Origin of the sequence: Pseudonocardia adelaidensis (assembly GCF_039543345.1) — a bacterium.
In the GTDB taxonomy this organism is placed as follows: Bacteria; Actinomycetota; Actinomycetes; order Mycobacteriales; family Pseudonocardiaceae; genus Pseudonocardia; species Pseudonocardia adelaidensis.
In genome coordinates this window covers 87,177-99,748 of sequence record NZ_BAABJO010000020.1, presented here as the reverse complement: position 1 = coordinate 99,748, position 12,572 = coordinate 87,177, and the positions used below count along the sequence as shown (strand labels likewise).

The 12,572-nt window shown below is 73.9% G+C and carries 7 protein-coding genes and 2 pseudogenes (1 of these 9 only partly in view); 6 read left to right on the top strand and 3 right to left on the bottom strand.

Annotated features, from left to right (window positions below):
• Positions 1 to 99: 99 nt before the first annotated feature.
• A pseudogene (locus ABEA81_RS24855) lies at positions 100 to 369 on the top strand (aromatic amino acid lyase); the annotation flags it as partial.
• Here ABEA81_RS24855 and ABEA81_RS24850 read toward each other — a convergent pair.
• Complete coding sequence (locus ABEA81_RS24850; RefSeq protein ID WP_345607783.1) at positions 264 to 554, bottom strand: hypothetical protein; 291 nt, start codon at positions 552 to 554, stop codon at positions 264 to 266. The pseudogene ABEA81_RS24855 and the gene ABEA81_RS24850 sit on opposite strands and share 106 nt — an antisense overlap.
• Before the next feature lie 84 nt (positions 555 to 638).
• On the opposite strand from ABEA81_RS24850, the gene ABEA81_RS24845 reads away from it, so the two are divergent.
• The 3 genes and pseudogenes from ABEA81_RS24845 to eutB (ABEA81_RS24835) all read left to right on the top strand — a co-directional run.
• Complete coding sequence (locus ABEA81_RS24845; protein WP_345607726.1) at positions 639 to 1,274, top strand: NAD(P)/FAD-dependent oxidoreductase; 636 nt, start codon at positions 639 to 641, stop codon at positions 1,272 to 1,274.
• Positions 1,275 to 1,296: 22 nt separating this feature from the next.
• On the top strand, positions 1,297 to 1,491 hold the full coding sequence (gene eutB / locus ABEA81_RS24840; protein ID WP_345607725.1) for an ethanolamine ammonia-lyase subunit EutB: 195 nt from the start codon (positions 1,297 to 1,299) through the stop codon (positions 1,489 to 1,491).
• A 43-nt stretch (positions 1,492 to 1,534) separates the two neighbouring features.
• Positions 1,535 to 1,612 (top strand): annotated as a pseudogene (gene eutB / locus ABEA81_RS24835) (ethanolamine ammonia-lyase subunit EutB); the annotation flags it as partial.
• Positions 1,613 to 1,665: 53 nt separating this feature from the next.
• Here the strand turns inward: eutB (ABEA81_RS24835) and ABEA81_RS24830 are convergent.
• Both ABEA81_RS24830 and ABEA81_RS24825 read right to left on the bottom strand, forming a co-directional pair.
• Entirely contained in the window at positions 1,666 to 2,205 is a 540-nt protein-coding gene (locus ABEA81_RS24830) for a hypothetical protein (RefSeq protein WP_345607782.1), read from the bottom strand.
• The gene (locus ABEA81_RS24825; protein WP_345607724.1) at positions 2,202 to 3,131 is read right to left on the bottom strand and encodes a ParA family protein; all 930 of its coding nucleotides are present in this window, start codon (positions 3,129 to 3,131) and stop codon (positions 2,202 to 2,204) included. The genes ABEA81_RS24830 and ABEA81_RS24825 overlap by 4 nt, the downstream gene beginning before the upstream one ends.
• A 623-nt stretch (positions 3,132 to 3,754) precedes the next feature.
• Between ABEA81_RS24825 and ABEA81_RS24820 the strand changes: the two genes are divergently transcribed.
• Together ABEA81_RS24820 and ABEA81_RS24815 are read left to right on the top strand one after the other, a co-directional pair.
• Entirely contained in the window at positions 3,755 to 4,057 is a 303-nt protein-coding gene (locus tag ABEA81_RS24820; protein ID WP_345607723.1) for a hypothetical protein, read from the top strand.
• A gap of 335 nt (positions 4,058 to 4,392) precedes the next feature.
• Positions 4,393 to 12,572 carry the start of an MFS transporter gene (locus tag ABEA81_RS24815; RefSeq protein WP_345607722.1) on the top strand. Its footprint extends 36,376 nt past the window's final position, so 8,180 of the gene's 44,556 nt are visible here — the first part of the coding sequence; it begins with the start codon at positions 4,393 to 4,395; the stop codon falls past the right edge of the window.

Below are 12,572 nucleotides of genomic sequence, written 5' to 3'. Positions count from 1 at the left end.
GGGCCGCCTACCGCGGGGGATTGGCCGTCGTCCGGGAGGCGCTGGGCGCCCCGGTACCGGTCGCCAACTCGTGCGCGCGTGCGGCCCGTTCAAGGGCGTGGGAAGCGGCCGTGGGCGGTCGGTGGGGTCGAGCCGGTGGCGATCAGCTCGGGCGACGCGCTGGCGTTCATCTCGTCCAACGCCGCCACACTGGCCCAGGCCGTTCTCGCCTGGCACGACCTCGGCGTGCTGGTGCGGGCCAGCCACGTCGTCGCGGCGCCGTCCTACGTGGCATTGGTCGGGTCACCGGAGGCGTTCTCGCACCGCGTGCACGTGCGCCGGCCGTTTCCCGGCTCGCTGCGGTGCGCAGCCGAGATGCGGGCGCTGATCAGCCCGGTGCTCGGCGCGCCCGCGTCCGCGTCCGCGTCCGCGTCCGCCAGATCTACGATCAGCTGCGCGCCGAGGGCCAGCCCCGTCACCGCGATCGTCAGCCCGGCCTCCAGCTGGTACTGCATGGACGCGGCCCCCAGTTCAGGTCGTCCGCCCGCCGCACCAACAAGACCCGACACGATCACGCACCACCGCATACGCCGCCGGCAACAGACCCTCAGCAGGAGGCGCATGGGGATTCCGGTAGAACTCTCCCGTCCGTCCGCGTCGTGATCGCGGCCGGTGTGGAATCGGTCGTGCTGCTTGGCCGGGTGGGGGTGCGCGTGTCGTTGCTGCCCGCCACGGGCTACAGCGTCACGGCGAGCGGGACCGGGACGGTGCCCGTGCACCCGGTGAAGTTGATCGAGGCGAACCTCGCCTGCTCGCCGTTCGACGGTGGCCTGCGCCTGTCGGGGATGTTCGAGCTCGGCGTTCGGCGTGATCATGTGCGTGCGAGGGCGTTACGGCGGATCACAGCGTCCGCCGGGCGTTACCTGCGGGACTGGGAGCCCGTCGAGGACGGGGTGGCGATCGCGGGAATGCGCCCGGCCACGCCGGACAGCCTGCCGCTGATCGGTCCCGTGCCCGGTCGTGATGGGGTGTTCACCGCAACCGGGCACGGCACGCTCGGGCTCACGCTCGCGCCGGCCACCGCCGCCGCGCTCGCACCGCAGGTGCTGCACGGCGTGACGGCGCCCGAGTTCGGGCCGTTCGCGCTCGGGAGGTTCGCCGGCGGGCCGGCCGCCGGGACCCGTCCTGCGCGGAGGGGTCTGAGATGCGGTTCAGCACGACGGTCCGTGGTCGCACACATCGGTTCGACTCGCTCACCGCCGGTCGCGCGACGGCGGGTCGGCCCGGTCCGGTGACGAGCTCGGCGGAGTCGCCGCAGTGAGCGCCGAGGAGCGGGTCGCGGCCCGCGCCGTGCTCGCCGACCTCCCTCTTACCGTGTTCCTCGAGGATCCGGTCGTGCCCTACGCGTCCGACGAGGTCACACGCCTGATCGTGGACCCCTACGACGCGGCGGCGTTCGCGGCGGTGTTGCACCTGACGGTGGGCGGGTTCCACTGCTGTCCTACGAGGTGACCACGCTGGTGCTTGCCGCGCTCGCGCCGGGCTCACGCCGGAGATGGCCGCCGCGGTCTCGAAGCTGATGCGCAACCAGGACCTCATCCAGGTGGCGCGCAAGTGCCGGGGCGTCACGCGGTTTCGCAACACGATCGGGCTGCCTGGCAGGCTCTCGGTGCGGTTGCAGCCCAATCAGTCGCCGTGCCCGCGCTCGGCTCGCTCGATCCCGAGCTCGATGACGCGGGCGAGCAGGGCGGACCGTGACGGCACCTCGAGTTGCTCACGCAGCTTCTCGATCGCCGCGAGCTCGGCGCCGGTGAGACGCAGTTGCACGATGGAGGACGCCTCGGTGCGCTGTCTGATCGTCCGTTGGCGCGGTGGCAGCGGCGACCGCCGCCGCGGGGCCGGCCGGAACACATCACCCAGGTCGTCGTAGTACTCGTCCAGACGGTCGAGCACCCACTCGGTGAGGGTGACGTCGCCGGTCCGGGCCAGGTGCTCGAGCCGGGTCTTCGTGGTGGCGGCCAGGTAGACCGGGATGAGCTTCTTGCCGGCAGCCGGAGCGGCCGGCTTCGCGGGCTTGCGCCCTTGCCGCTGTGGTCGCGCCTCGCCGGTGGCACGACCGACCGGATGCTGGTCGTCGAGTTGCGGGGCGGGAGGTTGCTGGCGGAGGTCGCGGATGCCGCCGAGTCCGGCGCGTAGCGCCGAGAGGTCCCGTCGGGGTTCGGTCATGCCGGCACCTTCGACTTGAGCTGGAGGCGGCCGGACAGTTCCTCGGCGAGCCGGTGGTAGTCCGCGGCGAGCTGTGGAGCGGACTCCGCCAGTCCCTGGAGCGCGCCCCCCGGGGCGTGACGGGGTTCGTCCTTCCGGGATCGGCGCGCGGCCCTCAGCATCTGGAACCGCAAGCTGCGGTCATGGCCGAGCTGCTCCTCGACCTCGTGGACGAGCTTGCCGAGGCGCCGGCAATCCTGCGCCGGACCCTCGACGAGCCGGATCTCGGTGTCGAACACCAGGTCGGGGTCGCCGAGGTCACGGGCGACGGTCGACCGGGCCCGCAGCGCGATCTTCCGGGACCGCGCCCCGATGCTGAACAGCACGACGCCGAGGAGCTCGATCCCGGGGTTGATCTCGGTGCGCACGCTCGCGAACAGGTTCGCCACCTGGATGAGCCCGTCGAGCGAAGCGTCGTCCGCCTTGGTCGGGATGACGACGAAGTGGGCGGTGGCGAGCGCCATCTGCTGCAGCGCGCGATTGCCGGGCGGGCAGTCCAGGAGGATCAGGTCGTAGTCGCGCGCGAGCGGAGCGAGCGCGTCGCGGATCGCCGTCGCGACGGACTGCCCGCGGGTGCCCCGGGAGTAGAGGGCTGCTGCCATGTCCTCGACGAGGTCGCCGCCTGCCACCACGTCGAGGTTCGCGCGCACCTCGCGCAGCGGGACGAGCTGGGTGCCCGTGGTCACCGCGTTGAACAGTGCTCGACCGCCATCGGAGCGCCCGGTCTCCAGGTACCCCAGGTCTCTGCCGAGGTTGCCCTGCGGGTCCATGTCGACCAGTAGCGTCCGGTAGCCGGCCGCGGCGAACAGGCCGCCGAGGTTCGCCGTGATGCTGGTCTTGCCGGTCCCACCCTTACCGTTGATCACGGCGATCGCTTGGTTCAACATGCGGTCGGCTCCTCGCTCGCGCGCACTGAATCGGATGAGTCATGTCGGGCGCGGGCGCCCGCTGCGGAGTGCGCGCGTCGACTGGTCGTATGCGCGCCGCGGCCAAGCTACCAGTCGTCCGCACTCCGTCCAGCGGGCTGCGGAACCACTCTCGCATATGGGCGGAACCGCTTCGGTGGATCGTCGGCGCGGTTTCGGGTCGAAGGTCGCATCGCATCAGAGCGTTGTCGACCGCCCTTGCGGCCGCTGCCCCGGTGTGGGCGGCATGTCTTCGGTCAGGCGACGATCAGCCTTCTGAGAGCGTGCAGAAGGCTTGGTGAAAGCTACCTGAAGATTGACGGCTTCCTGTCGAACGGCAGCCGTGCGACCACGACGCATTCGTGGTCGAATCCGGCCGAAATTCTCCTGATCATCCGGCACGTTCCCGGTGCCGGATCCTCCCGACGCGGCGACGCCATGCGCGGGTTCACCGCGGGCCGTGGTCGACGGCAGGAGTTGCTCGGTGGGTCGCCGGGAAAAGCCGGCGCGGGTGCCGGCCGGTGGCCACACCCGTTTGCGGGGTCCGAGTTCCGGCTATCGACGTTCGGGCCAGTCGTGGTTCCGCCGGTCGCCCGGATATCGCGGTGACGTGGCAGGAGGTCGAGCCATTCGAAAAGGGCGAGTTCCTCTTCGCGGTGGCGCAATTCGAATCGAGGCCGATCCCGCCGGACGTCGCGGCTTTGCGCGCGACGATCTACGTCGTCGACCGGCGTCCGTGGGGGCGGGCCGGTCGGGCGCCCTGCTGCCTTGAGCTGCAGGTCCAAGCCTCGGCGACGCCGGGCCGCGGGTGGCCAGAATATGTAGACATCTGTCTTTCCGCTGACTTCTCGTCGGTGGCGCGCGGTGGTAGCGTTCCCGGCGTCTCGATCTCCCGGCGCGGGGGTTGAGGGCACCGGACGACGTTGCTCGACTTGGTCGCAACGCGATCCGCGGCCCCTCACTCCCGATGTGGGCGGGGCAGAGCGGAGCATTCCGCGGTTGCTGACGCTGTCGCAACTGGGAACTCTCGCGGCAACGGCCGGCAGGTACTGGTTGCCGCCGCGCAGGTGTTCGCGCCTGTGCCTTCTCTTCTCCTCAGTGCGACCGTTCTCCGACGCAGGAAAGTTGGTTCGGCATGTGGCACCAGTCCGCTCGCGACGGTGAGGCCCCAGGCCTCCCCGTGCGTGCTGGTGTCGCCGCCGTGCGGTTGCGGTGGTCGGTACGCGATCGGATCTGGGCCGCTTTGCGATGGACCCTCGGGCTCACCGGGGCCGTCGTGGTGCTGTGGCTCGGAACCGCGTTCCTCGCGGCCGCACCCGCATCTGCCGCGGTCGCCGTTCCGGCCATGAGCGCCTTGCAGGCCCCGGCGAAGGGAGGTAATTCGGGGTCTGGGAGTGGCGGCAAGGGCGACTCGAACTCCGGCGCCGGCAAGAAGTCGGAGAAGAAGTCGGACAAGAAGTCCGAGAAGAAGTCCGAGGAGAAGTCCGAGAAGAAGAAGTCGGAGAACAAGTCGGAGGAGAAGAAGTCGGAGGAGAAGAAGTCGGACAAGGGCTCCGGCGACAAGGACTCCGGCGACAAGGCGCAGAAGAAGCAGAAGAAGTCGGAGAAGAAGGGTGCCGAGGCCGACGGCCGCTCGCGTGGCGCCGACCTCGGCGAGGCGCGTGCGAGCGAGGACCGGCGGTCGGACGCGCGGCGGACCGCGCACGAGGGGCGCGCGAACCGGGATCGCGACGACGAGCGGGCCGGCGGAACGCGACGCCACACGCGTGAGGGACGCGATGCCGACGCCGAGGGCGCCGCCCGGAAGCAGGCGAAGGACCGTCGTGATGACGGCGCGCGCAGTGGCGGCGAGCGGCGCGACACCGCCCGCGCGAGTGGTGCGGCCGTCCACGACGAGGCGGGCGACGACGCACGCGAGCGGGCGACTGCCCGGCGGGTCCAGAAGGGCGATGCGGAGCGCGCGAACCGGGTCCGTCGGGACGGTCGCGATGGCGGCGCCTCGGACCGGGCCGCTGACCGTGCGCGGCACGGGCTGCGTGGGTCGGAGGAGCGTCGGGCGGATGCTCACAGGGCTGTGGCGAGCGCTCGGGAGAAGGTTCGGGACGCGGTCGCGGAGAAGCTGGAGCGGGTTCGCTCCGGCGAGCGGCGGCAGGCGCGGGAAGGCGATGGTGTCGCCGAGCGGGTGCGGGCGGCGGTGAAGAGGCAGCGGGCGGATGCTCGCAAGACCGGGGCGAGCGCTCGGGACGCGGTCGGGCAGGAGCTGGAGCGGGTTCGCTCTGGCGGGCGGCAGGCGCGGGGAGCGGCTGTGCGAGCCGACCGGGTGAGCCGCGAGGAGGCACGGCGGAGGCTCGCCGGGTTGCGCGACTCGGTCCTGGGACCGCACACCGACCGGAAGCGCGACGGCGTCGGTGACGAGCGACGGGGCGAGCGCGTCGTCGAGGCGGCGAAGCAGGCTCGCGCCGACGCCGACCGGTTGCGCGCGAAGATCCAGAAGCACGTTCGTGAGGCGGTCCGCAATGCGGTCCGCGAGTCGGTGCGGCGCGGGGACGGTGCGCGCGATGGCCGCCGCGGCGACGCACGGGCGCGGCGCGCCGCTACCCGGATCGCCGCCGACGTGATCGAGCGCGTGACCGGGCTGACCGAACGCGCCGGCGGCGACGCCGACCGCCACCGGGTCCGGCGCGGCGCCGCCGCCCGTGCGGTCCGAGCGGCGCTCGGGCGCGGCGCCAAGGCGCTCGGGCGCGGTGACGAGGCGCTCGCGCGCGGTGGGAAGCAGCGCATGCAGGAACGTGCCGGGGCGCAGCGCAAGGCGGTCCGCAACGCCCTCGCAGCAGCGGAGCGGAAGCAGGGCCGCGGGCACGCCGGCATCGGTGCCGACGTGCGCGGGGCGGTCCGGGAGATCGTGCGCGACGCCGTGACGATGGCGGTCGACCGCTCCGGGGTGTCCAACGACGAGGTCCGGCGCCTGGTCCAGCGCGCGCGTCAGGAGCTCGGCGGCGCCCTCGCTCGGGTCCAGCGTGACGGCACCGTGCGCGGCGGGCAGGTGGAACGGGCCCAGCCCCTGACGGACGCCCCCGCGGTCGCCGACCGCCGCGCAGGCGCCTGCGCCAAGAACGGCCACTGCGCGAGGTCGCGGGTGCGGGCGCCGCAGGTGTCGCTGCTGAGCGAGCGTGGGCCTCCGTCCGATCGGGAGCGTGCAGACGACGACCCCGGCCGTGACGAGGCCGACGCGGAGCTGACCGAGCGGGTGCTCCAGGGGCGCATCCAGGTCGACAAGAGCAAGCAGGCGCTGGCGGCGGAGGAGAAGAAGTTCGCCGCGGGCAAGACGACGAAGGCCGCCTACAACAAGCGGGCCTCGGCGCACAAGGCGCTGGAGCGGCGGGTCGCCGCGGACCGTGCGCAGCTGTCCGCCGACGACGCAGGGCTGGTCGACGAGGTCGTCGACGGGCAGCGCGGGCTGGCACAGCGCCAGAAGCAGTTGACCGCCGAGGGGAAGAAGGTTGCCGCCGGCACCGTCAAGGCGGCGGCGCACAAGCGGAACGTGGCGGCGTTCGAGGCCGAGCGCGAGCGGGTCTACACGGCTACCGACGAGCTGATGGCCCGCACCGGCCGTGAGGTGCGGACGGTGTCGGGGGACGACCTGCACGGCGAAGGCGCCGCGGCACGGTGTGGTTCGGACGGTGCGTTCGTCGGTTGCGGGTCGGTGAGCGAGTCCGCCGACGGGAAGCGGGACTCCGATCGGTGCGTGGGGCTGTCGGGGGTGTCGGGATGCGGCACGTCCTCCAGTGCCGGCACGTCGAAGGCCGCGGCGTCCTGCGGCGCGACCGGTTGCGGCAGCAGCGCGACGAGCCGAGGCGCCGACGGTGAGGTGACGAGCGCGTCCGCGCGGTGCTCGGGGGCCGCGCGGGCGTGCGGGCAGCGCAGCACCGCCACCCGGGACGGCGCGAGTGCGGAGTGCATGTCCGGTGGTGGCGTCTGCGACAGCACCAGTACCGGGTCCGGCACCGATCGCGCCGACGCCGTGCGGACGCGTGCGGCCGGCACGACCGCGGCCGCGAACGGCACCGGGTCGCCGGTGCGGGGCAGTGGAGCGGCCCACTGCGAGGGCAGTGGTGGCTGCCGCGCCTCGAGCGAGGTGGAGATGGGCGAGCACGGTGGGGCCGTGGTGGACGCCGAGGTCGGCTGCGCCACCGCCAGCGACTGCACCGGATCGGCGAAGACCTCCAGCGACGCCGGAACCGCCAGTCCGGCGGCGGCACGCACAGCGGCCGCGACGAAGGGGTCGGCGACGGGCAGCACCGCTGACTGCTCGGTGGCCGGCGGGGCATGCGCAGCGCAGAGCCGCTCCCGCGGCGCCGATGCCGATGAGGCGGCTGCCGGCAGCGAAGCCTCGGTCGAGGTCGACTGCGGCGCCGGATGCAGCGGCAAGGGCGCGATCGCGACGCGCGGGACGGCCGCCGGAGCCCAGGCCGGCGCGGCGCGGCAGAGCACCGGTGCCGCGACATGCACGGCGCGCGGCGGGTCGTGCGAAGGCTCCAGCGAGACCAGGATCGACGGTCCGGTCGGTTCCGAGCCGACGCAGGAATCGGCTCGGCTCGGGCAGCCGGCTCCGGGTGGCGGGTCGGCCTCCAGCTCAGCCACGTCGAGCGTGGACTGCGGCGACGCCACTGGGTGCGGCGGCGTGGCCGGCGCGAAGACGACCGGGAAGGTGACCGGGACCCCTGCGGCCGCGGGCCGGCCGGCGCCCGTGCGGACCACGAGCGCGTCCTCGACATGCACCGCGACCGGCGGCGGCTGCGTGAGCAACGCCGGATCCCGTGTGAACGACGCTGCTGGGTCCGTGCCCCCTGAGATCCGGCAGTGGCGCGCGGCAGTTCCCGGCCGGCCCGGTCCCTCGACCGGCCGGGAACTGACCGCCGACAGCAACGCCGGCACCCAGGTCGACTGCACGACGGCGGCGTGCGTGGGGCGCGGGTCGAGCACGAGCACCGGCACCGCGTCCGGTGATGTCACCGGTGTCCGCAGCAGCACCGGCTCGTCGTCCTGCACCGCGCGCGGCGCCGGCGGTGGCTGCGCGGCCGCGACCGACACGACCGTGGCCGACCGCGACGCCGACTCCGGGACCGCGACCGCCGCCGGTGCCGCTCCGGCGGTGTCGGGGCCGGTGAGCGTGTCGCACGCGACCGGGTCGGTGGAGTGCAGCGGCGGTGCCGGGCCCTGCGGTGGGAGCGCCACGTCGTCGACGAGCGCGCGCGACACCGGGGTGTCACCGCACGCCCGCGGCACGACGGCGAGCACCGACTGCACCGTCACCGGTGGTGGCTGCTCCGGTGAGGCCAGCTCGGCCGCGTCGAGCGCCCCCGACTTCGTCGTCACCGACCCGGCCACCGGCCGGCCGGTGGCCGGCCAACCGGCCCGCGGCCCCTCGTCGACGTCGTCGTCGAACGCCTCGCTCGAGTGCGCGGCCGGCACGACCTGCTCGGGCACGGTGCACACCAGCACCAGCGCACGGGACGGCGCGGTCGCGAAGGGCGCACCGCGCACATCGCAGGGCAGCGCCTCCTGCGCTGGCGCCACCGGCGGCTGCGAGGTCCGTTCGACGTCACAGGCCTCCAGCGGCCCCGGCGCGGCACTGGCCCTGGCTGGTGAGGGCCAGCAGGTCAACGCGGCCCGGATGCCGGCAGGCCCGTCGGCGGCATCGGCCGCCGGGGCGGCGATGACCTGCGAGGGTGAGACCAGCTGCACCGGCAAGGTCGCCAGCGCGGCGACCGCCACCGACCCGCCAGTCTCGGCACATCCGCGGGGCTCGCACTCCGAGGGCTCGTGCGAGGGCGTGAGCGGCGGGGTGTGCCAGGCCGTGACGAACTCGGCGGCGTCGTCGGGGCCGGATGCGAACAGCATCGCCCCGCTGGTGGAGCAGCGCTCCACGGCGAACGCGACGGTCGCCTCCGGCACCACCGGGGAAGCCCAGGAGCAGGTGCCGGACGGGCAGCCGCAGGACCAGGCGGCGGGACCGGACCAGCCGGTGACCCCGCCCGCGCCCACCGCGCCGGGGTCGAGCGCGAACTCGGGTGGTCCGACGGTTCCCGGTGCCTCCAGCTGGACGATGGCTTCGGCCACCCTGGACTGCGCGGGCAGTGCCTCCTGCTCGGGCACGGCGCGCAGCACGGCCGCCGGTTCCGACGGCCCGGCCGCGACGAACCGGGTGAACGGGGCCCGCGGTCCTCCGCAGGGCAGCTCCGCCACCAGCGCCACCTGCACCAGCGGCCGGTCCGGCTGCCGGGCGCAGACCAGCTCCACCGCGGCGTCCGGCCAGGTCGTGGCCGACATCGTCGCCGAACAGCAGAATGACGACGCCGAGCAGCTGGCCGAGCAGGCCGCGCAGGCGCAGCGGGACGCGGCCGAGGCTGCGCGCACCGCCGCCCGGCCCGGCGCCACCGCACAACAGAAGAAGGCGGCCACCGCCGCGGCCACCTCCGCGGAGCAGACCCTCAAGGCCGCCGCGCGGGCAGCCGAGCTGGCGAGGAAGCCGGTGACCAGCGCGCCGGCGACCCTGGCGGAGTCCTCCGCGGCCGCGGAGTGCGACGGACCGGGCTGCACCGCCCGCACCACTGGCGCCACCGCCGGGCTGCCGGGACGGTCCACCACCACCGGCACCTGCACCGCAGCCGCGTCGGGATGCGCGGTCGGCAGCGACGCCACCGTCTCCACGCGGCGCGACGCCGGCCAGCTCGACGCGAAGGGCAAGCCGCGGCCCGGCATGTCGGGCACCGGGGGAGCGAGCTCCCAGATCGACTGCCCGGAGGCCGGTTGCACCGGCGCCGTGACCGGTAGCGCGAAGGCCGCTGCCGGGCCGCCGCGACAGAGCAGCCTCAGCACGGCAACCGCGAGCACCCGCTGCGTCGGGACGACCGAGTGCCGGGCGCAGATCAGCGTCGGTACCACCAGGTCGGTGTCCGCTCCCGGCGCCGCGCCGGACGAGCGGTTCGCCGCCACCAGCGCGCAGGCCTCGGCGACGTGTGACGACGGGAGCGCGGCCGGCTGCGCCACCCGCACCACCTCGACGACCCGCTCGATGGCGGGCGCGAAGGTCCGGGCCTCGGGCACCGCCACGTGCGCAGCGACAGGCGCCTGCGAGGCCGGCGCCGCCGGCTCGGTGGGCAAGGACTTCGCCGAGGCCGTCGCGGACTGCGCCGGCACCGGTTGCCGCACCGTCACCACGGGCAGCGCCCGGGCGTCCGGGCCGGGAATGCGGAGCTCCGCCACCGCCCGCTCGGCATGCACGGCAGGCGCGAGCGGGCGGTGCACGAGCTCGAGCCGGGTGGCTGCGGGTGCCGGCTACGCCCTCGCCGGTGCGACGTGTACGGGCTCGAAGGGCTCGCACTGCTCGTACTCCTACCGCTCCGAGAGCCACGCGCGTGCTGCCGGGGCTCGGGCGGTCGCGGTCGGCCACAAGGCGGGACGTTTCGGCGGCGGTTACGCCCTGACCACCGCGGCGGCCCAGAGTGCGAACGGGTTCGCGCAGGCCGCGGCGTCGTGCCGAGGCAGTGCCGGCACGAGCTGCGGCTACAGCTGGTCGGTCACGTCGTCGGACTACGCCTCCCACCCCTCGGGGTCGTGGGCGAGGGCGTACGCGCACGACTCCGGCCGCGGTCGGATGGGCGCCGGTGGTGGTTGGGTGCTGGCGCAGGCGGAAGCCGGCGACGGCTACGCGGTGGCGAACGTGGCGTGCTTGAACAACGCGCGGTGCAAGAAGTCCTACGCCGCCCACATCGAGTTCGACATCAGCTGGACCCAGGAGCAGAACTACTCGCAGGACGGCGGCATCTGGAACGCCCGCCGCTTCGGCGACTGCTCGGGCTCGAGCGGCAACGGCTGCGGGCTCTACCGCAACGGCGGCGACGTGCAGTGCACGGGTGACTGCTCGAACTTCCGCCAGTCCATGTCCACGCCGGTGTTCACCATGCTCGCGCCGGCGGGCTGGAAGCTCGCGCCGCAGACGACCTCGGGTGGTGGGACGGCGGGCGGGCTCGACGCGGAGACCGAGAGCAGAGCCGACCAGACCGGTCGGGACATCGCCGCCGGTGAGCGGGTCGAGCGCCGGGACGTCACGGACAACCAGATCCAGATCGCCCACCGGCATTCGGCGAATGCGCGCAGCCGGGCAGGCGGCGAGGCCCGCAGCGCCCAGAACGCCGCCTACAGCCGGGCTCGCGCCGGCGGCGCCGGGCCGCAGCAAGCCGCCGCGGCCGGTCAGGACGCCCGAGCGACCTACTACGACCACGTGGCCAAGACAGCCGACAACTACGGCGTGCCGCTGCGGAAGGTCGTGACGGCCGCGCGGGGGCCGATGTCCGAGCTGCGGGCGGCCGTGCAGTACCGGCGGGAGTACCAGCAGCTCAAGACGAACATGTCCACCGTGGCCTCGCAGCAGGCGCACCGCTTCCAGGCGGCCCAGCGTGACGTCCCCGACAACGTGCTCGCCCGCGTGACCAAGGACCGACTGGGGGTCAACGCCGATCGGTACGGCCTGCTTGCCCGGGACAACGCGCTACGCCACGGCAGGACTCCGGCGGTGGCCAGGGCCGTCGGGCAGTACGCGCGGCAGGACTACGCCGACCAGGTAGGCGCCGAGGTCGAGAAGGTCACGGTACGGATCGCGGCCGCCCGGGCGACGTCGCCGAGTTCCGGCATCGCCCGAGCCGCCCGTGATGCGCGGGCGCCGGAGCGGGTGACCGCGCTCGGCGCACCCGACAACGTGCTCGAGCGCGCCTACCGGCACATGGACAACAGCCTCGCCCGCGGCCAGCGGGACTCGGCCGGAGTGGCGGAGAAGGGTCTGCGCGCCGCTCTGGGCGACGCGGCGAGCCCGCAGCAGATCCGCCACGTCCGTAGCAGCGCCGTCTACGACTACAACCAGGCCGTCGTGCGGGAAATGCAGAAGCCGCTCCCCAGGGACGTCTACCGGCCGGGCATCACGAGCAACGACAGTGGCGAGTACTTCAAGACGGTCCGGACCGATCAGGGGCCGAAGACCTACGCGGTGCCCGCCTCCTCCGTGCTGCGCGAGCGTGAGCTGCCCTCCTACCTGCTCCAGAAGGAGAAAGCGACTCCCGGTGGCGGGAGTTTGGCGCAGGTGGCGCGGCTGGAGCTGGCTCAGGCGGACAACCGGGCGGGCGCCGGCCGAGTGGCGGGCAAGCAGTGGCAGGCCGCCGGGATCAGGGATGTCCCGGACAACCAGCTCGAGCGCGTCGTGCGGCATGCGGTTCCTGCCGCCGAGCGCGCGCTGCAGGCAGATGCCATCCGCGCCGGTGACCTCGCCTACCAGGAGGCGCGGCTGCGCGGCATCGCGCCGGCCGCGGCCGAATTCGCCCGCGACGGCGGCCGCCAGGATTACATGGAGGCTGTCGCGGACGAGATCAC